The sequence below is a fragment of the Enterobacter sp. DVT3837 genome (assembly GCF_056238685.1).
This window is the reverse complement of sequence record NZ_JBWDLA010000002.1, coordinates 1494948-1518571: the sequence shown is the minus strand read 5'-3', so window position 1 is coordinate 1518571 and position 23624 is coordinate 1494948. Positions and strand designations below refer to the sequence as shown.

Annotated in this window: 22 protein-coding genes; 12 read left to right on the top strand and 10 right to left on the bottom strand. The window is 53.6% G+C overall.

Features of this window, described 5'->3' with window-relative positions:
- The first annotated feature begins 68 nt into the window (after nt 1-68).
- The 6 genes from rlmKL to rmf all read left to right on the top strand — a co-directional run bounded on the left by rlmKL (nt 69) and on the right by rmf (nt 7995).
- Nucleotides 69-2177, top strand: coding sequence for a bifunctional 23S rRNA (guanine(2069)-N(7))-methyltransferase RlmK/23S rRNA (guanine(2445)-N(2))-methyltransferase RlmL (gene rlmKL, locus AC0XWG_RS22405; protein ID WP_134707401.1), 2109 nt, complete (start codon nt 69-71; stop codon nt 2175-2177).
- A gap of 12 nt (nt 2178-2189) precedes the next feature.
- Entirely contained in the window at nt 2190-4097 is a 1908-nt protein-coding gene (locus tag AC0XWG_RS22400; RefSeq protein WP_028019219.1) for an ABC transporter ATP-binding protein, read from the top strand.
- A 13-nt stretch (nt 4098-4110) separates the two neighbouring features.
- Nucleotides 4111-5364: a membrane integrity-associated transporter subunit PqiA gene (pqiA, locus tag AC0XWG_RS22395; protein ID WP_028019218.1), complete on the top strand. Its 1254-nt coding sequence runs from the start codon at nt 4111-4113 to the stop codon at nt 5362-5364.
- 4 nt (nt 5365-5368) lie between these two features.
- Complete coding sequence (gene pqiB / locus AC0XWG_RS22390; RefSeq protein ID WP_028019217.1) at nt 5369-7009, top strand: intermembrane transport protein PqiB; 1641 nt, start codon at nt 5369-5371, stop codon at nt 7007-7009.
- On the top strand, nt 7006-7572 hold the full coding sequence (gene pqiC, locus AC0XWG_RS22385; RefSeq protein WP_028019216.1) for a membrane integrity-associated transporter subunit PqiC: 567 nt from the start codon (nt 7006-7008) through the stop codon (nt 7570-7572). The genes pqiB and pqiC overlap by 4 nt, the downstream gene beginning before the upstream one ends.
- Before the next feature lie 255 nt (nt 7573-7827).
- Nucleotides 7828-7995 (top strand): ribosome modulation factor, encoded by a 168-nt coding sequence (gene rmf / locus AC0XWG_RS22380; protein WP_013097261.1) that lies wholly within the window; start codon nt 7828-7830, stop codon nt 7993-7995.
- 71 nt (nt 7996-8066) lie between these two features.
- Here rmf and fabA read toward each other — a convergent pair whose 3' ends face one another.
- Nucleotides 8067-8585 (bottom strand): 3-hydroxyacyl-[acyl-carrier-protein] dehydratase FabA, encoded by a 519-nt coding sequence (gene fabA / locus AC0XWG_RS22375; protein WP_008499931.1) that lies wholly within the window; start codon nt 8583-8585, stop codon nt 8067-8069.
- Nucleotides 8586-8653: 68 nt separating this feature from the next.
- Complete coding sequence (locus tag AC0XWG_RS22370; RefSeq protein WP_475681091.1) at nt 8654-10414, bottom strand: AAA family ATPase; 1761 nt, start codon at nt 10412-10414, stop codon at nt 8654-8656.
- Nucleotides 10415-10599: 185 nt separating this feature from the next.
- Between AC0XWG_RS22370 and matP the strand changes: the two genes are divergently transcribed.
- Nucleotides 10600-11052: a macrodomain Ter protein MatP gene (matP, locus tag AC0XWG_RS22365; RefSeq protein WP_008499929.1), complete on the top strand. Its 453-nt coding sequence runs from the start codon at nt 10600-10602 to the stop codon at nt 11050-11052.
- Between the two features lie 63 nt (nt 11053-11115).
- On the opposite strand, the gene ompA is transcribed toward matP, so the two are convergent.
- Together ompA and sulA are read right to left on the bottom strand one after the other, a co-directional pair.
- Nucleotides 11116-12171, bottom strand: a complete 1056-nt coding sequence (ompA, locus tag AC0XWG_RS22360; protein WP_108090330.1) for a porin OmpA — start codon at nt 12169-12171, stop codon at nt 11116-11118.
- A gap of 354 nt (nt 12172-12525) precedes the next feature.
- Complete coding sequence (sulA, locus tag AC0XWG_RS22355) at nt 12526-13035, bottom strand: SOS-induced cell division inhibitor SulA (protein ID WP_128348152.1); 510 nt, start codon at nt 13033-13035, stop codon at nt 12526-12528.
- Nucleotides 13036-13251: 216 nt separating this feature from the next.
- On the opposite strand from sulA, the gene AC0XWG_RS22350 reads away from it, so the two are divergent.
- On the top strand, nt 13252-13878 hold the full coding sequence (locus tag AC0XWG_RS22350) for a TfoX/Sxy family DNA transformation protein (protein ID WP_028019211.1): 627 nt from the start codon (nt 13252-13254) through the stop codon (nt 13876-13878).
- Here AC0XWG_RS22350 and yccS read toward each other — a convergent pair.
- Together yccS and AC0XWG_RS22340 are read right to left on the bottom strand one after the other, a co-directional pair.
- Nucleotides 13835-15997, bottom strand: a complete 2163-nt coding sequence (yccS, locus tag AC0XWG_RS22345) for a YccS family putative transporter (protein WP_028019210.1) — start codon at nt 15995-15997, stop codon at nt 13835-13837. The genes AC0XWG_RS22350 and yccS overlap by 44 nt on opposite strands.
- A gap of 19 nt (nt 15998-16016) precedes the next feature.
- On the bottom strand, nt 16017-16463 hold the full coding sequence (locus AC0XWG_RS22340) for a YccF domain-containing protein (protein WP_023335159.1): 447 nt from the start codon (nt 16461-16463) through the stop codon (nt 16017-16019).
- A 123-nt stretch (nt 16464-16586) separates the two neighbouring features.
- Here AC0XWG_RS22340 and helD point away from each other — a divergent pair, with 123 nt between their 5' ends.
- Nucleotides 16587-18641 (top strand): DNA helicase IV, encoded by a 2055-nt coding sequence (helD, locus tag AC0XWG_RS22335; RefSeq protein WP_475681090.1) that lies wholly within the window; start codon nt 16587-16589, stop codon nt 18639-18641.
- 58 nt (nt 18642-18699) lie between these two features.
- Here helD and mgsA read toward each other — a convergent pair whose 3' ends face one another.
- Nucleotides 18700-19158, bottom strand: a complete 459-nt coding sequence (mgsA, locus tag AC0XWG_RS22330; protein WP_049006707.1) for a methylglyoxal synthase — start codon at nt 19156-19158, stop codon at nt 18700-18702.
- An 80-nt stretch (nt 19159-19238) separates the two neighbouring features.
- Complete coding sequence (gene csgI, locus AC0XWG_RS22325; protein ID WP_028019207.1) at nt 19239-19901, bottom strand: curli synthesis inhibitor; 663 nt, start codon at nt 19899-19901, stop codon at nt 19239-19241.
- A gap of 173 nt (nt 19902-20074) precedes the next feature.
- On the opposite strand from csgI, the gene AC0XWG_RS22320 reads away from it, so the two are divergent.
- Entirely contained in the window at nt 20075-20488 is a 414-nt protein-coding gene (locus AC0XWG_RS22320) for a CoA-binding protein (protein ID WP_032666992.1), read from the top strand.
- Nucleotides 20489-20524: 36 nt separating this feature from the next.
- On the opposite strand, the gene hspQ is transcribed toward AC0XWG_RS22320, so the two are convergent.
- Together hspQ and rlmI are read right to left on the bottom strand one after the other, a co-directional pair.
- Nucleotides 20525-20842: a heat shock protein HspQ gene (gene hspQ / locus AC0XWG_RS22315; RefSeq protein WP_008499919.1), complete on the bottom strand. Its 318-nt coding sequence runs from the start codon at nt 20840-20842 to the stop codon at nt 20525-20527.
- A 60-nt stretch (nt 20843-20902) separates the two neighbouring features.
- On the bottom strand, nt 20903-22093 hold the full coding sequence (rlmI, locus tag AC0XWG_RS22310) for a 23S rRNA (cytosine(1962)-C(5))-methyltransferase RlmI (RefSeq protein ID WP_028019205.1): 1191 nt from the start codon (nt 22091-22093) through the stop codon (nt 20903-20905).
- Between the two features lie 173 nt (nt 22094-22266).
- Here rlmI and AC0XWG_RS22305 point away from each other — a divergent pair, with 173 nt between their 5' ends.
- Nucleotides 22267-22824, top strand: a complete 558-nt coding sequence (locus AC0XWG_RS22305) for a kinase inhibitor (protein WP_049006713.1) — start codon at nt 22267-22269, stop codon at nt 22822-22824.
- 10 nt (nt 22825-22834) lie between these two features.
- Nucleotides 22835-23623, top strand: coding sequence for an AraC family transcriptional regulator (locus tag AC0XWG_RS22300; protein WP_049006715.1), 789 nt, complete (start codon nt 22835-22837; stop codon nt 23621-23623).
- The last annotated feature ends 1 nt before the right edge of the window (nt 23624 follow it).

Sequence of the window (23624 nt, the reverse complement as noted above, 5' to 3'; positions counted from 1 at the left end):
CAACTTTATGACATACACGCCATATTAGCTATAATGCGCGACAATTTTCTAAGAGTAAAAGTGACGATATGAATTCTCTGTTTGCCAGTACGGCCCGTGGGCTGGAAGAGCTGTTAAAAACTGAACTGGAAGCCCTGGGTGCGCAAGAGTGCCAGGTAGTTCAGGGTGGTGTCCATTTTGAGGGCGACACGCGGCTTATTTACCAGAGCCTGATGTGGAGCCGTCTGGCGTCGCGCATCATGCTGCCGATGAAAGAGTGCAAGGTCTATAGCGACCTTGACCTCTATACCGGCGTACAGATGATCGACTGGACAGAGATCTTCACTCCGAATGCCACCTTTGCGGTGCATTTCAACGGCGTGAATGATGAGATCCGCAACAGCCAGTACGGTGCCCTGCGCGTTAAAGACGCCATTGTTGACTGCTTCACCCGTAAAAATAAGGAACGTCCAAACGTCGATCGCGAAAATCCGGATCTGCGTATTAACGTCTGGCTGAACGGCGACACCGCTAGCATCTCTCTGGATCTGAGCGGCGCAGGCCTCCACCTGCGCGGCTACCGCGATCGTACCGGTATGGCACCAATCAAAGAAACCCTTGCCGCAGCCATTGTGATGCGCTCTGGCTGGCTGCCGGGTACCCCGCTGCTGGACCCGATGTGTGGTTCTGGTACATTGCTGATTGAAGCTGCCATGCTGGCCACCGACCGTGCCCCGGGCCTGCACCGTGGTCACTGGGGCTTCAAGGGCTGGGCACAGCACGATGAAGCACTGTGGAAAGAGGTCAAAGATGATGCGCAGACCCGTGCGCGTAAGGGCCTGGCGGAATATACCTCCCATTTCTATGGTTCGGACAGCGACCCGCGCGTCATTGAACGTGCCCGCAGCAACGCCCGTCGCGCCGGTATCGGCGAGCTGGTCACCTTCGAGGTGAAAGACGTGGCGAACCTGACCAACCCGTTGCCAAAAGGTCCGTACGGTACCGTTATCAGTAACCCGCCATACGGTGAGCGTCTGGACAGCGAACCGGCGCTGATTGCCCTGCACAGCCTGTTGGGCCGCAATATGAAAGATTACTTTGGCGGCTGGAATCTCTCCCTGTTCAGTGCTTCACCTGAATTGCTGAGTTGCCTGCAGCTGCGTGCCGATCGCCAGTTTAAGGCGAAAAACGGCCCGCTGGACTGCGTGCAGAAGAACTACCATCTGGCTGAGAAAGCGGCGGACAGCAAACCGTCGGGCGTGGCGGAAGATTACGCCAACCGTCTGCGCAAGAATCTGAAGAAATTCGAGAAATGGGCGAAGCAGGAAGGTATTGAATGCTACCGCCTGTACGATGCCGATCTGCCGGAATACAACGTGGCGGTAGACCGCTATGCGGACTGGGTGGTGATTCAGGAATACGCGCCACCGAAAACCATTGATGCGCAAAAAGCGCGTCAGCGTATGCTGGACGTCATTGCGGCAACCATCGCCGTGCTGGGTATTGCGCCAAACAAGCTGGTGCTGAAAACCCGCGAACGTCAGAAAGGCAAAAACCAGTATCAGAAAATGGGTGAAAAGGGCGACTTCATTGAAGTGGGCGAGTACAACGCTCGTCTGTGGGTTAACCTGACTGACTACCTTGATACCGGTCTGTTCCTTGACCACCGTATCGCCCGCCGCATGCTCGGACAGATGAGCAAGGGCAAAGATTTCCTCAACCTGTTCTCCTATACCGGCAGCGCCAGCGTGCATGCGGGTCTGGGCGGCGCGCGGAGCACGACCACGGTGGATATGTCCCGCACCTATCTGGAGTGGGCGGAGCGCAACCTGCGCCTTAACGGTTTAACTGGGCGTCAGCATCGCCTGATGCAGGCCGACGTGCTGGGTTGGCTGCGTGATACCGACGAGCAGTTCGATCTGATCTTTATCGATCCGCCGACTTTCTCCAACTCCAAGCGTATGGAAGATAGCTTTGATGTGCAGCGCGATCACCTGCGCCTGATGACCGACCTGAAGCGCCTCCTGCGTAAAGGCGGCACGATTATGTTCTCGAACAACAAACGCGGCTTCCGTATGGATCATGACGGCTTAGCAGCCCTGGGGCTAAAAGCACAAGAAATCAGCCAAAAAACGCTGTCTCAGGATTTCGCCCGTAACCGTCAAATCCATAACTGCTGGTTGATTACCGCGGCCTGAAAGGAAAAATAAATGTCTTTAATTAGTATGCACGGCGCGTGGCTCTCTTTCAGCGACTCACCGCTTCTCGATAATGCAGAACTGCACATCGAAGATAACGAGCGTGTCTGTCTGGTGGGCCGTAATGGCGCGGGCAAATCCACGTTGATGAAAATCCTCAACCGTGAACAGGGTCTGGATGACGGGCGTATTGTTTACGAGCAGGATCTTATCGTTTCTCGCCTGCAGCAGGACCCGCCGCGTCATGTGACCGGCAGCGTTTACGATTTCGTGGCTGAAGGTATTTCTGAGCAGGCTGAATACCTGAAGCGTTATCACGAGATTTCACATCTGGTGATGACTGACCCGAGCGATAAGAATCTCAACGAACTGGCGAAAGTGCAGGAGATGCTCGATCACCACGGTCTGTGGCAGCTGGAAAACCGTATTAATGAAGTGCTGGCACAGCTCGGTCTGGAAGCCGATATGGAGCTGTCAGCGCTCTCCGGCGGCTGGCTGCGTAAAGCGGCACTGGGTCGTGCGCTGGTCAGCGGACCGAAGGTGCTGCTGCTGGACGAACCGACGAACCACCTGGATATCGAAGCGATTGACTGGCTGGAAGGGTTCCTGAAAACCTTCAGCGGCACCATCATCTTTATCTCTCACGACCGTTCGTTTATTCGCAATATGGCGACGCGCATTGTCGATCTCGATCGCGGTAAGCTGGTGACCTATCCTGGCGATTACGATACCTATCTGCTGGAAAAAGAAGAAAACCTGCGCGTGGAAGAGCTGCAGAATGCGGAGTTCGACCGCAAGCTGGCACAGGAAGAAGTCTGGATCCGTCAGGGCATCAAAGCCCGTCGTACACGTAACGAAGGTCGCGTTCGTGCGCTGAAGGCGATGCGCCGTGAGCGTAGCGAGCGCCGAGAAGTGATGGGCAGCGCCAAAATGCAGGTGGAAGAGGCGTCCCGTTCCGGCAAGATTGTCTTCGAAATGGAAAACGTTAACTATCAGGTCGACGGTAAAGTGCTGGTGAAAGACTTCTCGGCACAGGTTCAGCGTGGGGACAAAATTGCACTGATTGGTCCGAACGGTTGCGGCAAAACCACGCTGTTGAAACTGATGCTGGGTCAATTGCAGGCTGACAGCGGTCGTATCCACTGCGGCACCAAGCTTGAAGTGGCCTACTTCGATCAGCACCGCGCAGAGCTGGATCCGGACAGAACGGTGATGGATAACCTCGCTGAAGGTAAGCAAGAGGTGATGGTAAACGGCAAGCCGCGCCATGTGCTGGGCTACCTGCAGGACTTCCTGTTCCATCCGAAACGTGCAATGACGCCGGTACGCGCGCTGTCAGGCGGTGAGCGCAATCGTCTTCTGCTGGCACGTCTGTTCCTGAAGCCAAGTAACCTGTTGATTCTCGATGAACCTACGAACGACCTGGATGTCGAAACCCTGGAATTGCTGGAGGAACTGATCGACGGTTATCAGGGGACGGTGATGCTGGTTAGCCACGATCGTCAATTCGTGGATAACACCGTGACCGAGTGCTGGATCTTCGAAGGTGAAGGGCGAATTGGTCAGTATGTCGGCGGTTATCACGATGCAAAAGGGCAGCAGTCGCAGTCTCTGGCGCAGAAACAGTCAAAGTCCAAAATAAGTTCTGAACCTGCTGTAACAAAAGCAGAAACTGTCAAGAAAAGCTCGGCTAAACTAAGCTATAACCTGCAGCGCGAACTGGAGGGGCTACCTCAGCGTCTGGAAGAGCTGGAGGCCACGCTTGAAGATCTACAAGCTCAGGTTGCTGATGCGACATTCTTTACCCAATCGCACGACTATACTCAGAAAATACTGGCTGAACTGTCCGCGGCTGAAAAGGCCCTGGAAGAAGCATTTGAGCGCTGGGAGTACCTTGAGTCTCTGAAAAACGGCGCATAAACAGGGATAACATATGTGTGACCAGCACCATGCCGACAGGCATATATTATGCTCGCAATGCGACATGCTCGTGGCGTTGCCAGAGCTTGGTCACGGACATAAAGCGCTGTGTCCACGTTGCGGCGCAACGTTGACAACCGAGTGGGACGCACCGCGGCAGCGTCCCACTGCTTACGCTCTGGCAGCATTATTCATGCTGCTGCTCTCCAATCTCTTCCCGTTCATCTATATGAAGGTGGGTGGAATTACCAGCCAGGTCGATTTGCTCGAAATCCCGGGCGTGATGTTCTCAGAAGATTACGCCAGCCTCGGCACCTTTTTTCTGCTTTTCGTCCAGATAGTCCCGGCTTTTTGCCTGGTCGTTATCCTGCTGCTGGTGAACCGCGTCAGGATGCCGTCGTCACTGAAAATCAAACTCGCGCGTATCCTTTTTCAGCTTAAAAGCTGGGGGATGGCCGAGATCTTTCTGGCGGGGATTCTGGTCAGTTTCGTGAAGCTGATGGCGTATGGCGACGTGGGGATTGGCAGCAGCTTTATCCCCTGGTGTCTGTACTGCGTCCTGCAGCTGCGCGCCTTCCAGTGTGTGGACAGGCGCTGGGCGTGGGACGATATCGCACCAGCGCCGACGCTTGCGCAGACGGTAAAGGTCGGGGTGCCCGGTATTCGTCAGGGGCTACGTTCGTGTCCGTGCTGTACCGCCGTGCTGCCCGCCGATCTCGACGTTTGTCCGCGCTGCGAAACCAAAGGGCACGTGCGGCGTAAAAACAGCCTGCAGTGGACGATGGCACTACTGGTGACCTCTGTCATGCTGTATCTGCCAGCTAATATCTTGCCGATTATGATCACCGATCTGCTGGGCGACAAAATGCCCTCGACGATCCTGGCCGGGGTGATATTGCTGTGGGGTGAAGGTTCGTATCCGGTTGCCGGTGTAATCTTTATCGCCAGTATTATGGTGCCAACCCTGAAAATGATCGCGATCGCCTGGCTCTGTTGGGATGCGAAAGGTCACGGTAAACGCGACAGCGAACGCATGCACCTGATTTATGAAGTGGTCGAGTTTGTCGGACGCTGGTCAATGATTGACGTGTTTGTTATTGCCGTTCTCTCTGCACTGGTGCGGATGGGCGGATTGATGAGTATTTATCCCGCGATGGGGGCTTTAATGTTTGCACTGGTCGTGATTATGACTATGTTTGCGGCCATGACCTTCGACCCTCGTTTATCGTGGGATCGTGAGCCTGAATCAAGCCATGAGGAAGAGTAAGAGCATGGAAAATAAGAGTGGAGAGGCGAAAGTGCAGAAGGTCAAGAACTGGTCACCGGTGTGGATTTTCCCCATCGTGACGGCACTGATCGGGGCATGGATCCTGTTTTATCACTACAGCCATCAGGGGCCGGAAGTGACGCTGATTACCACCAATGCCGAGGGGATTGAGGGCGGTAAAACGACCATCAAGAGCCGCAGCGTGGATGTGGGTGTAGTTGAAAGCGCAACCCTGACTGATGATTTAACGCATGTGGAAATCAAGGCGCGCCTCAATGCTGGCATGGAAAAACTGCTGCATGGCGATTCCGTGTTCTGGGTGGTTAAGCCTCAGGTGGGACGTGAGGGGATCAGTGGCTTAGGGACGCTGCTTTCGGGCGCCTACATTGAGCTGCAACCTGGCGCTAAGGGTAACCCGCCAGCCAAATACCAGCTTCTGGATTCACCGCCGCTTGCACCGCCTGATGCCAAGGGTATCCGCGTGATCCTCGACAGCAAAAAAGCAGGTCAGCTCACGGCGGGTGATCCGGTCCTGTTCCGTGGCTACCGCGTCGGCTCGGTTGAGAAAAGCACGTTTGATCCGCAGAAACGCGCGATCAGCTATCAACTCTTCATCAATGCACCAAACGATCGACTGGTCACCAGCAACGTCCGTTTCTGGAAAGACAGTGGGATCGCGGTGGATCTGACATCGGCAGGCATGCGCGTTGAAATGGGCTCGCTGACCACCCTGTTTGGTGGCGGCGTGAGTTTTGACGTGCCGGAAGGCCTGGATTTGGGGCAGCCAGTTGCAGAGAACACCGCTTTCCGTCTCTTTGACGATCAAAAAAGCATTCAGGATGCGCTCTATACCGATCATGTTGACTTCCTGATGTTCTTTAAAGATTCCGTTCGCGGCCTGCAGCCGGGGGCACCGGTTGAGTTCCGCGGCATTCGTCTTGGTACGGTTGGGCAGGTTCCGTTCTTCGTACCGGGACTTCAGCAGGTGCTGGATGATGATTACCGCATCCCGGTGCTGATCCGCATTGAGCCAGAGCGTCTGGTCAATCAGATTGGCGAAAATCAGGATATTGGCACGCATATCTCTCAACTGATGGAACGCGGTCTGCGCGGGTCGCTGAAAACCGGTAACCTGGTGACAGGTGCTCTGTATGTGGATATGGACTTCTACCCGAAAGCTCCGCCGATTACCGGTATCCGTGAATTCGGTGGCTACAAGATTATCCCAACGGTGAGCAGCGGCCTGGCGCAGATCCAGCAGCGCCTGATGGAAACGCTGGATAAGATTAACAATCTGCCACTGAATCCGATGATTGAAGCCGCGACAAACTCTCTGAGCGAGAGCCAGGCAACGATGCGCCGTCTGCAAACCACGCTGGATAACATCAACAAGATCACAGCGAGCCAGAGCATGCAGCAACTGCCGCAGGATATGCAGAAAACGTTGCGTGAGCTGAACCGCAGTATGCAGGGCTTCCAGCCTGGTTCTGCGGCTTACAACAAGATGGTGGCTGATATGCAGCGCCTTGATCAGGTCTTACGTGAACTGCAGCCTGTTCTGAAGACGCTCAATGAGAAGAGCAACGCGCTGGTGTTCGAAGCGAAAGATAAAAAGGATCCTGAGCCTAAGAGGGCAAAAGAATGAATAAGTGGCTATTGATGGTTGGCGCTCTGCTATTAACGGCGTGCAGTTCAGGTGTAGAGAATAAAAGCTACTACCAGTTGCCTGTTAGTACGCAGAATAGCGGGCAAAGTACGGCCAGCCAGGGAAATCGTCAGCTTTGGGTTGAGCAGGTTGCCGTGCCAGATTATCTGGCAGGTAACGGTGTGGTCTATCAGACCAGCGATGTGAAATACGTGATTGCGACAAACAACCTGTGGGCCAGCCCGCTGGATCAGCAACTGCGCAACACGCTGGTGGCCAATCTGGGCAGCCAGCTTCCGGGCTGGGTTGTCGCTTCGCAGCCGCTTGGTAACGATCAAGATACGCTGAACGTCACCGTAACAGGCTTCCACGGCCGTTATGACGGTGCGGTGGTGATCAGCGGTGAGTGGCTGCTGAATCATCAGGGGCAGCTGATTAAGCGTCCTTTCCATCTGGAGCTGAAGCAGCAGAAAGATGGCTATGACGAAATGGTGAAAGTCCTGGCTCAGGGTTGGGCACAGGAGTCGGCCAGTATCGCCAGGGAAATTTCCCGGCTGCCATAAGTAAAATTCATCGTCAAAAACCGCAATCGGTCTGCCACTGATTGCGGTTTTTTTTTCGTTTTCACTTCAGGTTGTTACTTGTGCCGGGTCACAATTTTTGTACAAATGATCTTCCAGCTAGCTCACAAATATGACACCCGTATGAATTTTGAACATTGACGCTGCGACTAATTCGGGGTATTCGTTATCTGTGCCTGTGCATTTGTGCAGACACTGTTTTCTTTCCACCAGACAAAAGAATGAGGGAAACGAGGCATGAAGAGACAGAAACGAGATCGCCTGGAACGGGCTCATCAACGTGGTTATCAGGCCGGCATCGCTGGACGTTCTAAAGAAATGTGTCCTTATCAGACGATAAACCAAAGGTCACAATGGCTTGGAGGCTGGCGAGAAGCCATCGGCGACAGGGCACTCATAGCCTGATAACGTCTCTTTAAAAAAAGAAACCTCCGCAATGCGGAGGTTTCGCCTTTTTGAGATTGCGAAAAGCAATATCAGAACGCGGAAGTGTCCTGGAACAGACCCACTTTCAGGTCGCTCGCGCTATAGATCAGGCGACCATCGACCAGCACTTCGCCATCCGCCAGGCCCATAATCAGGCGACGGTTAACAATGCGTTTGAAGTGAATACGATAGGTCACTTTCTTCGCAGTAGGCAGAACCTGACCGGTGAATTTCACTTCGCCAACACCCAGTGCACGGCCTTTACCTTCGCCACCCAGCCAGCCCAGATAGAAGCCAACCAGCTGCCACATTGCATCCAGGCCCAGACAGCCAGGCATTACCGGATCGCCAATAAAGTGGCAACCGAAGAACCACAGATCCGGGTTGATATCGAGTTCTGCTTCTACGTAACCCTTATCGAAGTTGCCGCCGGTTTCGGTCATTTTCACGACACGGTCCATCATCAGCATGTTCGGGGCCGGTAACTGTGGGCCTTTCGCACCAAACAGTTCACCGCGACCAGAGGCAAGAAGATCTTCTTTTGTATAGGATTCGCGTTTATCTACCATGTTCTCAGTAAGCCTTATTTTAGTGAAGGACGCAGGATAGCTAACACGTGTACGCTGAACAAGTCCGATCAGTTCGAACCAAACCAGCCTAACCAGCGTAACGGCCATGGATAACGATGACGAGCATCCTGCTGTGTCGCCTGAGCAATACGCTCCTGAATGGTCTGCATCAGGGTGGTTTGCCCTTCGCCATCCCATACCAGGTTTGTCAGTAAGGGTAGTGCATCCTCAATCCCTTCGATGGCCCAGATGGCGAATTGCTCTTGCTCCACCGCATCCAGAATATCCTGACTGAGGCTCAAATGGCGTGCATTGGGAGCAGGAATAATCACACCCTGTTTGCCATTTAAACCGCGCTGCTGACAGATAGAGAAGAAGCCTTCAATTTTTTCATTGAGGCCTCCCACTGGCTGGGCACGACCGAATTGGTCCACCGAGCCGGTGATCGCGATGTTCTGATTGATGGGCACTTCGGCCAGGGCGCTGATTAGGGCGCACAGTTCTGCCATAGAGGCGCTATCACCATCGACTTCGCTGTAGGACTGCTCAAACGTCAGCGAGGCGGAGAAGGGGATCTGTTGCTCGAGCTGCAGCTCTGACATCAAAAACGCCTGCATGATCATCATGCCTTTCGCGTGAATGTTTCCGCCCAGCTCGGCTTTCCGTTCGATATCGGTGAACTCACCATCGCCAATATGGACAACGCAGCTGATACGGGACGGTTCGCCGATTGCGCGAGGATGGCCCGGAAATTCAATCACCGACAGGGCGTTAATCTGTCCGACGCGTTCGCCTTCTGTCTCGACCAGAATTTGTTCCAGCAGAATTTCATCCTGCATACGGTCAGCAAGATAGCCTTCTCGCCACTCACGCTGAGCCAGCATCTGTGTGAGCTGTTCTCCGGTGAACGCACCGTTACCGCTGATCACCCCCACTTCACGCAGCTGTTTGCCGATCCAGAGCGGACAGAGGGGCAGCGTTTCCTGGTCACCGGTATAGCGCACCGCTTCGCGAATCAAGCCTGGCCACGCGTCAGCCGCAGGTGTTGGCAGCGAAAAGCGTTCAGCTACAGCCATTACCCACTGGCACCACTGCGCCATATCGTCGGCATCGGCAATCTGGATGTTGTCTTCGTACTCGCTGTAGACCGCCTGCTCAGCCAGTTCCGGTTCCATCTCCTGGAAGTCTGCCAGAGATTCGCGGTCACCCGTCAGCACGACGGTCAACGACAGAGGCATAGAGGGAACAGAGACAGGCAGAGGACGGGACTCATCGTAGCCGACCCAGTCAAAACGTTGCTGGTTCACAATCGTTTTCAGACGCATCCACAACAGCGGCTGCGAGAGTAGGGTACGCAGTGAGATGATAAGTACACCGCCATTGGCGCGATGCACCAACCCCGGTTGCAGCGAAAGTTCACCATTAAACTGGCGCAGACAACCAAAGAGTTGTTCCGCCTCGACCCAGTTAGCGGTAATCACTTCGCCTTTAGCGGCAAAACGGCCATCCGCCTGAACTGCCGGTTCGAAAGTGACATCATGTCCCGCGATACCATATTCGCCGCCAAAGAGGGCATTCGTTTCCGGCTGCAACTGGCGCATGGCGTCCCCGACAAGCGTCAGGTACTCCGCTTCTTCCGGGGCTTTAAGCAACATGAAAGGTGCCGTTGCCCATGGGCTTAACACCTGCTCCAGCGCATAATGCAAACGTGGTTGCGTATCGCTAAGGATGAATTCGTGTTCTTTTGCGAGATCTGGCTGTGCAAACAGTTCCTGATAGCTCTCGGTATCCGGAACAAGGTCACGCCATGCAAGTTTCGTAATGGTCAAAGTTGATGTTTTTTAGTCAGATGTAAAAGCGTGGAGTATACCGTAAGCGAGGGGGACTACCCAAGCAGGATTGGGGATTTCGACAGGGGGATTGCCTGCATTCACTCACATATATGATTTCTTTTCAGCAGATTGCTAAAAAACTGATATTCTGAACAGAGTTACGTGGTAACACTGAGATCGCAATGAAATATCAACAACTGGAAAATCTCGAAAGCGGCTGGAAATGGAAGTACCTGGTCAAAAAGCACCGTGAAGGGGAGTTGATCACCTGCTACATCGAAGCCAGCGCTGCGCAAGAAGCCGTGGATATTTTGCTGACCCTCGAAAATGAACCGGTACAGGTTAACGGCTGGATTGAGAAGCACATCAATCCTGCGTTGTTGAACCGAATGAAGCAAACTATCCGCGCGCGACGCAAACGACATTTTAATGCGGAGCATCAGCATACTCGCAAAAAATCAATCGACCTTGAGTTCGTGGTCTGGCAGCGCCTGGCGGGGCTGGCACAACGGCGTGGTAAAACGCTGTCGGAAACGATTGTGCAGTTGATTGAGGATGCGGAGCATAAAGAGAAGTACGCTAACCAGATGTCGACGCTGAAGAACGACCTTCAGGCATTGTTGGGCAAAAAATAGACTTTTGTTTTCTTCAGATAATAAAAAACCCCGCATTGCGGGGTTTTTTTATAAGACGATAACTTATGCCGCTGGCTGAGTTACAACGTCTTTGATGCCTTTAACTTCGATCTCAACGCGACGATCTGGAGCCAGGCAGTCGATCAGTGCAGCGCGAGCTTTCACGTTGTCACAGGTGTTGCCAGTAACTGGGTTAGATTCACCCATACCACGTGGGGAGATCTTGTTAGCTGGGATACCTTTAGAGATCAGGTAATCAACAACAGACTGAGCACGTTTCTCAGACAGTTTCTGGTTGTAAGCGTCAGAACCGATACGGTCGGTGAAGCCCAGAACCACTACAGAACCGTCTTTAGGATCCAGGTTGCTCAGCTGAGAGTACAGCTGATCCAGTGCCTGCTGGCCTTCTGGTTTCAGAGTTGCCTTGTTGAAGTTGAACAGAACGTCAGACTTCAGAGTGAAGTGCTTGGTCTGTACTTCTGGAGCTGGAGCCGGCGCTGGAGCAACAACTGGTGCTGCTTCTTCCTGCTGGCCGAAACGGTAGGAAACACCTACGCTCAGCATGCCGTTGTCAGGACGAACACCAACGGTGCCAGCGTCGCCGATGTTGTTAACCCACTGGTATTCCAGACGGGTAGCGATATCACGGGTCATAGCCCACTCAACGCCACCAGCGAATACTGGGGAAACACCGGTGTCATGGTCGCTGCCAGTCTGGTTGTTGCTGGAGTCAGCGCGCCATACCATGCCGCCCAGACGGGTGTACACGTCCAGATCGTCAGTTACTGGGTAACCCAGTTTAGCGGTCAGCTGAACGCCCTGTGCTTTGAAAGCGCCGTTTACGGTGTCGCCTTTGTATGGCATACGACCTAACCAGTCGTAACCCATTTCAAAACCAACATACGGGTTAACCTGATAGCCACCGAACGCACCTGCACCAAGCTGGCTCTCGTGAGTCGGGCCATCGTTGTTCAGTTTGCTGTTGTACCAGCCGGTGTCGTGGAACTGAGACCAACCCAGTTTACCACCTGCATACCAGGTATTATCTTTCGGAGCGGCCTGCGCTACGGTAGCGAAGCCAGCCAGTGCCACTGCAATCGCGATAGCTGTCTTTTTCATTTTTTGCGCCTCGTTATCATCCAAAATTCGCCATGATAGTCTCAAAAGAGAATCACGGTTAAATCCTTCACCGGGGGGCGTGGTCAAATATAAATCTACCGATATCTTCGGCTTAGGCCGAGCACCCCTGGCGATGTAAAGTCTACAACGTAGCTGAAAACTTACAAGTGTGAAGTCCGTCAGGCATATGAAAAAAAAAGTTCCGTATACCTATTATTTAACATTTTTCGCGCGAATTTTGTGCAATAAAATTAAGGAGAACCGCACCAGACAAGCCTTGCCGCAATTTTGTGGTCGGGAACTAAAAGCACATCTTGTGGTCGAAAAAAATTCCAGGAAAAATCCTAATTTCACTCAATGATACAAATTTGAGTGAATTTTTAGCCCAGAAAGTTGTCCTCTGCGGTAAGAATCTGGACGAACCGGGCGCATTATAAACCCGATCGCATTCCCTTCTTCAGCCGCTTCAGTCAGACGAAAGTGTTCCTCTTCCGTCAATTCCTCTGGTAACCATCCAATCACTACACTGTAATTTCCGGTGCGTAAAGCCCGGATCATCGACTCAACAGTATCGCAAGGAGAGAGTTGATTAATTTGCATGACCTTTGCCAGCGGAAGGCCAGCGGACTGAACCCATTCCCGGCTCAGTTTTTGCTGTGGCGTCAGCCAAAGCTGCCAGCGAGACTGCTGACCAAGCTGCTGTAATAACGGCAGCAGCAGTAGTTGAGTTAACAGAGGCTGATCCTCACGATAAACCACTTCGCTGATAAGCCCTGTCGAAACACTGCCGACGGTGTTCTGCGCTACGTTGCCAGCGGTAGAAGTGATAAAGGTTGAGCGATTTGCATAGCCTGAAGTGTGCATATTCATTCCAGCCCTGTGGTTACTGTATGAATATACAGTAACCCCTGTATGCATAAAGATCAACCTCATTTTCGGAAAGCGACTCGCAAAATTCATTCAATATTGATGCCCCTTGAAAAATCATCTTGCCCAACAGCGATAAGTTGCCTATTTTCCTGCTAACGGATCCGCTAGTAAGAAGCATCGTTGTTAATTTTTGATTTATAAGGAAATATCATGAAAAAGATATCTTATGAACGGATCTATAAATCCCAGGAATATCTGTCTCCGCTGGGGGACATTCAACATCGGGCACTGTTCGGAGGCTATACCCTGGCAGTGGATGATGCAGTCTTTGCCATGGTGTCAGAGGGAGAACTCTACCTCCGCGCCTGTGAGGAAAGTGCGAAATACTGTGTAAAGAATGCCGCCTCGTTTTTGACACTCATGAAACGGGGGCGTCCAGTGCTTCTGAACTATTATCGCGTGGATGACGGATTGTGGCAGGACAGAGAGCGGCTGCTTCAACTCTCCTCGTTCGCACTGAGAGCGGCGAGAAAAGAACGCTCTCAGCGTCATCAACGAAACCGGCTTAAGGATCTCCCGAACCTGACGTTTCAGCTTGAAGTCTTGCTTTTTGAAGCGGGTATTACCGATGAAGAAACGCTTCGGACGCTTGGTGCGAAAGCGAGCTGGCTGAAGATGCGGGCAAGAAATAAAGCACTCAGTATTAAAGTGCTTTTCGCGCTGGAAGGTGCCATTGAGGGACTTCATGAAGCGGCACTCCCGGCGGGAATACGCCGGGAGCTGACGGAGTGGTTTAATGCGCTGCCTGAGCCACAGGAGAATCACTCCTCCAGGTAGCGATTTGCTGTTGCAGTCGGCAAATTTCTGGCAGCAGAGCGATAAGCAGACCAATTTGCTGAAGAACCAGTGGCGCTTTGCTGTCGTTTCCTGGATCAAGATGGGCAATGCGTTGAGCCAGTTCATCCAGAGCCTGTTGAACACGCGGTTCATCGGCTGGCCGGTGATGAAGTGCGTCATCGACATAACAGACTGCGTCATCCAGCAAGGCGAGGATACCCGGGTTGGTGAGTTTCTCACGGTGGGCACCCAGCGTAGAAATATAGCTGGTAAAGGTATGATTCAGACAGAGCAGGCGGAATGCCGTCTCACGAATTTCTGCGGTGGCACGAGGCTCCGTTGACATGTTAGAGACAACCGAGGCCAGTTCTGCATCGCTGTTGTGCGCATCCCGGCGTGCGATCCGGTAAGCCAGACGGTTATCGCGGCCCTGATGGTACTGTTCAAGGATGGCATCAAGATACCGGCAGTTGGCATTCATAGCCCGGTCTAACACGCGCGGCAAATTACGGAAACGCCAGTCTGGCCAGATAAAGCTGACAGCCGCCCAGGCGATCGCACAGCCAATCAGGGTGTCAATCACGCGGGGCAGGGCGACTTCAAACCCTTCACCCAGCAGGTTAAAGCAGAGCAGAACCAGCAGCGTGATGAACATGGTGGCATGGGCGTACTGCACATTGCGAAAGGCGAAGAACAACACACCGGTGATCACGATCAGGATCAGTTGGCCTTCAACGGACGGCACGAAATAGAGGACCGGCAGTCCAATGGCGACACCGACCAGCGTGCCGAGAATACGCAGCGCAAGGCGGTGTCGGGTGGCATTGTAGTTCGGCTGGCAAACGAACAGGCTGGTCAGCAGGATCCAGTAGCCATGTTGCAACCCGGTTATCTGGATAAAGGCATAACCGACGCACAATACCAGCGACATTCTCACCGCGTGGCGAAAGAGAGCCGACTCCGGCGTAAAGTTGCGGCTCAGCCGCAGCCACATATCGCTAAAACTGTGGACGCTGTCATCCGCAAGCTGATTTTCCGCATCACTACCGGGTAGCGCCATCGCCTGTTCTGACTCAATGGTCGCCAGCTGAGCATCTATCGCCCGCAGGTTATTCAGCAGATATCCCAGAGCTTTAATATGTTCCGGTGATGTTCCGCTGGCCTGAACGCGGTCAATGGCTGCATCAAGATGGCTAAACACACGTTCAAAACGGGGGTCATGTTGATAAGGCGTGCGCAGCAGAATAGAGCGCGCGAGCTGCTGGCATGCCTGGGACTGCATGGACAGCAGACGCTGGAAGCGGAACATCACGTCGCTGTAGCGAAACTTTTCTCGCAGGGCGGCATACTGAACATGCGAGGAGCTGGCACGCTCATGTATATCCTGGGCGGCAAAGTAGTAGTGTAAGGTTCTTCGCGTCCCACGCTGGCCGCGATCGCCGCGCAGACGGGTAAGCAGTGACGCTTTGGTCTGGTTAAGGGTGGCAACCAGTTGGCCGTTTGCCAGAGCCAGATCGTAGAGCGGGGCCTGGCTTTCTTCCTCGATATCCGGGTCGAAAAGCCGGGATTTTAGCTCCAGATAGTGAGCTAACTGTTCATAGCTGCGGGCAAGGTTATCCTGCAGAGGGCGTACCGGGAAGATCAGATGACCGGTTAGCGTCAGCAGGTTATACCAGATGGCGCCCAGCAACAGCAGAACCGGCTGCTGGTACCACTGGTCGTACAGGGAAACGCCCAGCATGGTGTAAATGGCGATCAGCAATGCACCAAACGCGATGGTGGCATAGCGCTGCCCAAGGCCGCCCAGCAAAATAAAGCCACTGGTTGAGAGCGTAAGACCCAGGGCAAACAGCCAGGGCCACGGAAAGAGCAACTCAACGGAAGCGGACGCAATAAAAAAACAGACCAGCGTAATCACCAGGTTACGCAAACGTCCGGCCAGACGATCGTCCAGATCCGCCAGCGCCCCCGCAACCACCCCCAGCGTGAGCGGAATGGTGAGCTTGACATCATTCAACCACCACGGCAGAGCTACCGTGCCGCAAAGCGCGATAAAAATCCTGACGTTATAAAGCCAGGTGCTGTTCCAGGTATAACGGCGAAGCAGTGGGCTTAGCATAAGCGCGGCCAGTCCTTATTTACTGAAAACGACGACGAGCATTTGCTTCACGTGCTGCCTGAGCCACTTCAACCGGAACAACCCTGCGCCCGACGGGCCAAAGGGCGATCGCGGCGATTTTAAAGTTCGCGATCCCGACCGGAATACCAATAATCGTGATGCACTGGGCAATACCCGCAAAAATATGCATGATGCACAGCCACCAGCCGAAGAATATCAGCCACAGAATGTTGAGCAGGGTGCCGCCCGTGTTCATCAACGCGTTTTTGCTCTCGGGATTCAGCTCGTCAACGTGGATGGCTTCATTTCCATACGGGATGAAGGAGAGTTTGGTGATTTCCCAGCATGAGCGGGTCAGAGGGAGTGTGAAAATCAGGACGATGCTCACCAGCGTGGCAAAAAGCCAGGAAAGGGTGGTGGCAAAACCCCCCAGTACAAAATTCAACACATTCAGAACGGTACGCATAAATCCTCACTTCCTTTCGATAAAATTAACGCCTGATGATTGTAACGTTTTTTTAGGCTGGAGCACCTTAAAACTGGCAGTTAAACTGTCAGGTAAATTATCTCTTCGTGGATTTGGCGGGACATGGAACTTAAAGCAACTTCATTAGGCAAACGCCTGGCGCAACACCCCTATGACAGGGTTGTTCTCCTCAATGCCGGGGTGAAAGTCTCCGGAGAACGCCATGAATACCTTATTCCGTTTAATCAACTTCTGGCTATCCACTGCAAACGTGGGCTGGTGTGGGGGGAACTGGAGTTCGTTCTGCCTGATGATAAAGTCGTGCGTCTTCACGGCACCGAGTGGGTGGAGACCCAGCGTTTCCATCATCATCTGAATGCGCTCTGGCAGCAGTGGAGCCAGGACATGAGCGTGATTGCCGCCCAGGTACTGCAGCAGGTGCTGGATGATATTGCGCAAAGCAACGCGCAGCAAACATGGCTTACCCGCCAGCAGACCGCCGGGTTACAGCAAAAAATCAGGCAGGCGCTCTCCGCGCTGCCGGTATCCGTGACGCGTCTCGATGAGTTCGACAATTGCCGCGATGCCTGGCGTCAGTGTCAGGCCTGGCTAAGCGATATGGATAAGAGCCGGTTCGCCCATAACCAGGCCTGGACTGACACAATGCTCACCCGATACGCCGATTTTTTCAGTACGGTTGAATCTTCACCACTCAATCCCGCCCAGGCACGTGCGGTGGTTAACGGTGAGCAGTCCTTGCTGGTGCTCGCAGGGGCCGGGAGCGGTAAAACATCGGTGCTGGTGGCGCGCGCGGGCTGGCTGCTGACAACCGGGGAAGCCGTCGCTGAACAAATTCTGCTTCTGGCTTTTGGCCGCAAAGCTGCCGAGGAGATGGACGAGCGTATCCAGGAACGCCTGCACACCCGGGATATTACGGCCAGAACCTTCCATGCTCTGGCGTTGTACATCATTCAGCAGGGCAGCAAAAAAGTGCCTGCAGTGAGTAAACTCGAAAACGACACGCAGGCGCGTCAGGCTTTGTTTATCAAAACATGGCGCCAGCAGTGCAGTGAGAAAAAGGCGCAGGCGAAAGGATGGCGTCAGTGGCTGGAGGAAGAACTCAACTGGGAGGTGCCTGAGGGCAGTTTCTGGCAGGATGAAAAACTGGCGCGTCGACTGGGCTCGAGACTTGACCGCTGGGTAAGCCTGATGCGAATGCACGGCGGATCGCAGGCTGAAATGATTGAAAGTGCGCCGGAGGAGATCCGCGATCTGTTTTCAAAGCGGGTTAAACTGATGGCTCCGATGCTAAAAGCCTGGAAAACTGCTCTGAAGGCGGAAAATGCTGTCGATTTCTCTGGCCTTATCCATCAGGCCATTATCATTCTTGAGAAGGGGCGCTTTGTCAGCCCGTGGAAACATATTCTGGTGGATGAATTCCAGGATATCTCACCGCAACGCGCAGCATTGCTTTCGGCGTTACGGGCGCAAAATAAACATACCTCTCTGTTTGCCGTAGGGGATGACTGGCAGGCCATCTACCGCTTTAGCGGCGCGCAGCTTTCGCTGACCACCGCGTTTCATCACTATTTTGGCGAAGGCGATCGTAGCGATCTGGATACCACCTACCGCTTCAATTCCCGTATTGGTGAAATCGCCAATCGCTTTATCCAGCAGAACCCGCATCAGCTGGCCAAGCCGCTTAATAGCCTGCGGCCAGGAGATAAAAAAGCGGTCACCCTGCTGGCGGATGACCAACTTGAACCGCTGCTGGACAAGCTCAGCGGCTATGCGAAGCCCGATGAACGTATTCTGGTGCTGGCCCGCTACCATCATCTGAAACCCGCAGCGCTGGAGAAAGCGGCCACGCGCTGGCCGAAACTGCAGCTTGAATTTATGACGATCCACGCCAGTAAAGGCCAGCAGGCCGACTATGTGATTGTGATAGGGCTGAAAGACGGTAGCGACGGTTTTCCGGCTCCGGTTCGTGAGTCAGTCATGGAGCAGGCTTTACTGCCGATGCCGGAAGATTTCCCGGATGCCGAAGAGCGGCGTTTGCTGTATGTGGCCATCACCCGCGCGCGTCACCGCGTGTGGCTGCTGTTCAATAAAGAAGAGCCGTCGGTGTTTGTTGATATTCTGAAGAATATTGATGTGCCGGTAGCGCGCAAGCCATAACGACGTCAGGCTTGTTTTTGTGAGCCGGGTAAGGCGTAGCCGCCACCCGGCTTAAAATTTACTTTAATCTTTCAGACAGATAACGCTGGTAGTCCGGAATAAGGATATCAACCGGCGAGTTAAACTGCGGCGATTCGATGATAAAATCCGCCGTTGAAAGGTTAGTCGCCACTGGAATATTCCAGACGGTGGCAAGGCGCAGCAGTGCCTTCACGTCCGGGTCATGCGGAACCGCATTCAGCGGATCCCAGAAGAAAATCAGCACATCAATTTTCCCCTCAGAAATCTGCGCACCTACCTGCTGATCGCCACCCATCGGGCCGCTCAGCATGGCATTGACCTCAAGACCCGTTTCGCGCTGGATCAGGTTACCGGTTGTACCGGTCGCCGAGAGGGTGTGCTTTTCCAGCAAAGACTGATGGCGGCGAACCCAGTTAAGCAGCATTTGTTTACAGTGGTCGTGCGCAACCAGCGCAATGTGTTTGCGTTCAGGTAGCGTGCGTGTTGTCAGTTCCATAATCGTATCCATCAGGTTAACTGGCTACACGATGACGGGAACTGTCTGACGCTGCAAGAGAAAGGCGAAAAAAATGTGGCTTATGATGAAGGTTGTTGCTTCGCCCATTGTAAAAAGCGGGCTCGCGTATCCGGATCGGCCTGCTGGAACCAGAATTTAAGGCGTTGTTCCGTCAGGGTTTGGGACTGAGGAGGAATGACATCCAGTTCAGATACACCGGATAACAGCGTACTGTCGTCTGCCATCATAGTGGCAAACTGGGGAAGCGATGCGCGTTTACCTGCTTTGTTATAGGTCTGGGTTGCGGCCTCATAATCCGGCCCTTTAGGGGATGTGGTCAACGCCAGAATATCAAGCTTCACCGGAATGGGCATCGCATCGCCATCCAGCAGCTCAACGCGTGGCGAGGTGTCAAAGGCCGCAGACTCTTTCTCCGTTTCAAGGCGGGGCAGGGTGATGTTCACCTGACTGATTTGACGGGTATTAAAACTGACGATCAGCGGCGGGGAGATGTACATCCGTTGTTCATGATTAGCAAGGCCGATCGACTTTTCTACCCGGAAGACCAGCTGATGAGGCCCGTTATCTAGCTCGATGCTGTCTGCGCCGCGTAATAATGAGCTGGAGACTTTTTTTCCGTCCAGAACCAGCAGATCAATGTCGGTAGAGAGCCGGAGCGTGGTCGCAAAGACGCAAACCGGCATCACTAATGCAATCACAGCAGTGGCAATTCCGGTTTTCATAGAAGGCTCCTGTCAGAAATACTGATGTTGCATTAATGTATCTAAATCTTTCGAAAATCATCTTTACTAACATATAGACATATTTCACGGTTTTGCCCTCATACATCTGTATGGGATGGATGGTTGAGATGTGCGCTTTGGCGTACACTTTGAAAAAAACCAGGAGACAAACCATGAGAGAGAACGATATTGCCGAGATTTTGACCTCCACGCGCACCATTGCGCTGGTGGGCGCGAGCGATAAACCGGATCGTCCAAGCTATCGGGTCATGAAATACCTTCTCGATCAGGGTTATCACGTTATCCCGGTGTCACCGAAGGTGGCCGGTAAAAGCTTACTGGGCCAGCAAGGATACGCCACCCTAAACGACGTACCTGAGAAAGTGGATATGGTTGATGTTTTCCGCAATTCTGAGGCGGCGTGGGAAGTGGCGCAAGAGGCCATCGCTATCGGCGCGAAAACGCTGTGGATGCAGTTAGGGGTTATTAACGAGCAAGCTGCTGTGCTGGCTCGCGAGGCTGGTTTGAACGTGGTGATGGACCGCTGCCCGGCGATTGAAATCCCCCGTCTGGGGCTGGCGAAGTAATAAAAAAAAGCCCGATAATCGGGCTTTCTTACACGCTTAGTTCCGCAGGCGTGGAGCCTGTAACTGTTTGCGGATAGTCTGAGCAAGTTCATCCATCGTGGGTTGCTCCGGATGTTCTTCCTGTAGTTCGCTACTCAGCTGCGCTTCAGCAAGATAGGTGTGAACGGGTTGTCCATCGTCACCTTCCATCACCACATGATACCAGGGCGCAGCGCGAAGCTCGGCGTTTACCGCCAGCTCGTCTGCAGACGGTTCATCAAGAGAATACTCCGGGTCGATATCCACGACCACACCCAAATACCCTAGCAAAGTGTGGCGGACCTGCTGGCCGATACCGAATTTGCTGGCAATCATAGTCACCTCCCGGGAAATACGACTTACACGTTATGTGCGGGCAATATTTCTCTTTTCAAGTTACATGACGCGACAGGCAAACCCTTTCAGATAGAGCCCTTCCGGGTAGGTAGCAATCACCGGGTGATCGGCTGCCTGACGGAACTGCTCTATAAATTGTACATCACGGCCAGCATCTATTGCGGCATCGGCGATGATTTTCTGAAATAAATCTGTGGTCATCAAGCCAGAGCAGGAGAACGTAAGCAGCACGCCGCCCGGGTTCAGCAGCTGAATGGCCAGCATGTTGATATCTTTATACCCGCGGCATGCGCCCATCAGCTGGCTTTTGTTTTCCACAAACTTAGGGGGGTCCATGACGATAACGTCGAATTTCTCGCCCTGATCGCGATACTTACGCAGCAGTTTGAAGACATCATCGCGAATAAATTCAGCTTTGCTCACATCCAGCTTGTTCAGCTCAACGTTCTGCTTTGCCACGTCCAGCGCTTCCTGCGAAGTGTCCACGCTCACCACCTGAGCACAGCCGCCCATTAACGCTGAAACGGCAAAACCACCGGTATAGGAGAAGCAGTTCAGCACGCGTTTATTGGCAACGTACTGACGCGTCGCCAGACGGCTGTCGCGCTGGTCGAGGTAGTAACCCGTTTTGTGGCCGCCCTGAATATCCACCAGCAGCTTCATGCCGTGCTCTTCAATCGGCAGCAGGGCAGGCGGCAGCTCGCCTGTCACTGGACCCTGGGTCAGCTCCATGCCCTCTTTTTTGCGCACCGCCACATCGCTGCGGTCGTAAATGGCGCATTCCGGGAACAGCGTTTGCAGCGCGCTAATCAACGCCGCACGTTGATATTCAGCACCAGCACTCAGAAGTTGTAGCACCAGGAAGTGACCAAAGCGGTCAATGGTGACGCCCGGCAGGCCGTCGGACTCACCGGCAATCAGGCGGTAGCTGTCCAGTCCGTCGCGTTTTGCCAGCCAGTCGCGCCACTGCTGCGCCTGCTGCAGACGGCGAACGAAGAAGTCGATGTCGATGGTTTCATCTTTATCGAAGGTCCAGACGCGGGCACGGATCTGGGACGCAGGCGAGTAAGCACCTCGCGCTAACCATTTCCCCTGATGGTCAACGATATCAATGGTTTCACCGAGGCTGGCTTTACCTTCCATACGGGCAACCGCGCCGGAAAAGACCCAGGGATGACGGCGCAGTAATGACTTCTCGCGCCCTTTGGCTAACACTAAACGTACACTCATAATTTGCTGTTCTGTCGATTTCAGGAAATGGCGCGTAGAGTAGCACATTCAGCAAGGCGCAATCATCTGCGGATACCGTTGAGCGTTTCGGCACAAAATCAAATCGCTTAAGCACATTACGGCATTGTCGCATGCTTTACCTTAGGGCTTCCGGTTCAGCAAAGGAAACCCCCATGAAAAAGCGCAGCGCAATCGCAATAACCGCTCTGGCGGCAATGAGTTTTCAGGTTTTAGCAGCAACGCCTTTCCGCATCACCAGCCAGGATATCTCTGGCGAACGCCGGTTGGCGCAACAGCAGGTGTTTGAGGGATTTGGCTGCCACGGTGGAAATAGCTCTCCACAGCTGGCATGGAAAAATCCGCCCGCCGCGACGAAAAGCTTTGCCGTCACGGTATATGATCCGGATGCGCCCACCGGTAGCGGCTGGTGGCACTGGACCGTAGCCAATATCCCGGCGAAGACAATGACGCTGCCCGCTGATGCCGGTAACCCGAACGGCGAGAAATTACCTGCCGGCGTTGTGCAGGGACGTAATGATTTCGGCTATTCTGGTTTCGGCGGCGCATGTCCACCCGCAGGGGACAAGCCTCACCGTTATCAGATTACCGTCTGGGCCCTGGACGTGGATAAACTGCCCGTCGACAAAAATGCCAGCGGCGCGCTGGTCGGCTTTATGATCAATAGTCACGTGCTGGCAAAGGCTGAGTTAACAGCGACCTACAGTAGATAAGGATGGCGGAGTGCAGGAGTTCCATTTTCGACATAAACATCTCACGGCGGGTGAAGTGAGTGCCAGCAAAATGCATCGCCTGCATCAGGTCAAACTCTTTTTTCCGGCTATTTGTCATATCACGCACGGCAGTAAGGTAATTGTTCAGGATGACAACCGGCTGGTGGCGACACGGGATGAGCTCATCATTATCCCTGCTAATACGGTGATGGAGATTATCAATCAGCCCGCGAACGGCATGTTTCGATCGGACTTGCTGATGTTGTCCCCGGAGATCGTTGCCGAGTTTAAAGCGCATTATCTGAAATCCTGGCCGCGTACGACGCTACATTCGCTCTGTGCCCCACTGAGCGAGGGGCTGGCGTTTATGTGGGATAACCTGCTGCATGCCGTGCGTCAGGATTTACCAGAGGCGCTACAAAAGCATCAGGCCTTTGGTCTTTTACTTGCCTTGCTGCATGATGGCGTGGCAGGTCCGCTGCTTATTGAGCGAAATATTAACCTGACCGAACAGGTGCGGCAGTTCATTATGCTGTCGCCCGCCAGAGCCTGGACCGCGCAGGACATCGCCAGCCGTCTGGCCTTGAGCGTGCCGACGCTTCGCAGACGGTTACGTGAAGAGTCGCAGAGCTTTCGCCAGATTGTGGAGGAGGTGAGGATGGCCGTTGCGCTGTCACAGTTACAGTCAACCCGATTACCGATTGGCGAAATCGCATTACAATGTGGGTATCTTTCCAGTTCTCGTTTCACCGCCCGTTTCCGGCAACACTATGGCTGTTTACCGAAAACGCTACGTTAAG

Coding starts and splice junctions, on each gene's coding strand:
- rlmKL (WP_134707401.1), top strand. CDS start 69: ATGAATTCTCTGTTTGCCAGTACGGCCCGTGGGCTGGAAGAGCTGTTA.
- AC0XWG_RS22400 (WP_028019219.1), top strand. CDS start 2,190: ATGTCTTTAATTAGTATGCACGGCGCGTGGCTCTCTTTCAGCGACTCA.
- pqiA (WP_028019218.1), top strand. CDS start 4,111: ATGTGTGACCAGCACCATGCCGACAGGCATATATTATGCTCGCAATGC.
- pqiB (WP_028019217.1), top strand. CDS start 5,369: ATGGAAAATAAGAGTGGAGAGGCGAAAGTGCAGAAGGTCAAGAACTGG.
- pqiC (WP_028019216.1), top strand. CDS start 7,006: ATGAATAAGTGGCTATTGATGGTTGGCGCTCTGCTATTAACGGCGTGC.
- rmf (WP_013097261.1), top strand. CDS start 7,828: ATGAAGAGACAGAAACGAGATCGCCTGGAACGGGCTCATCAACGTGGT.
- fabA (WP_008499931.1), bottom strand. CDS start 8,585: ATGGTAGATAAACGCGAATCCTATACAAAAGAAGATCTTCTTGCCTCT.
- matP (WP_008499929.1), top strand. CDS start 10,600: ATGAAATATCAACAACTGGAAAATCTCGAAAGCGGCTGGAAATGGAAG.
- ompA (WP_108090330.1), bottom strand. CDS start 12,171: ATGAAAAAGACAGCTATCGCGATTGCAGTGGCACTGGCTGGCTTCGCT.
- sulA (WP_128348152.1), bottom strand. CDS start 13,035: ATGCACACTTCAGGCTATGCAAATCGCTCAACCTTTATCACTTCTACC.
- AC0XWG_RS22350 (WP_028019211.1), top strand. CDS start 13,252: ATGAAAAAGATATCTTATGAACGGATCTATAAATCCCAGGAATATCTG.
- yccS (WP_028019210.1), bottom strand. CDS start 15,997: ATGCTAAGCCCACTGCTTCGCCGTTATACCTGGAACAGCACCTGGCTT.
- AC0XWG_RS22340 (WP_023335159.1), bottom strand. CDS start 16,463: ATGCGTACCGTTCTGAATGTGTTGAATTTTGTACTGGGGGGTTTTGCC.
- helD (WP_475681090.1), top strand. CDS start 16,587: ATGGAACTTAAAGCAACTTCATTAGGCAAACGCCTGGCGCAACACCCC.
- mgsA (WP_049006707.1), bottom strand. CDS start 19,158: ATGGAACTGACAACACGCACGCTACCTGAACGCAAACACATTGCGCTG.
- csgI (WP_028019207.1), bottom strand. CDS start 19,901: ATGAAAACCGGAATTGCCACTGCTGTGATTGCATTAGTGATGCCGGTT.
- AC0XWG_RS22320 (WP_032666992.1), top strand. CDS start 20,075: ATGAGAGAGAACGATATTGCCGAGATTTTGACCTCCACGCGCACCATT.
- hspQ (WP_008499919.1), bottom strand. CDS start 20,842: ATGATTGCCAGCAAATTCGGTATCGGCCAGCAGGTCCGCCACACTTTG.
- rlmI (WP_028019205.1), bottom strand. CDS start 22,093: ATGAGTGTACGTTTAGTGTTAGCCAAAGGGCGCGAGAAGTCATTACTG.
- AC0XWG_RS22305 (WP_049006713.1), top strand. CDS start 22,267: ATGAAAAAGCGCAGCGCAATCGCAATAACCGCTCTGGCGGCAATGAGT.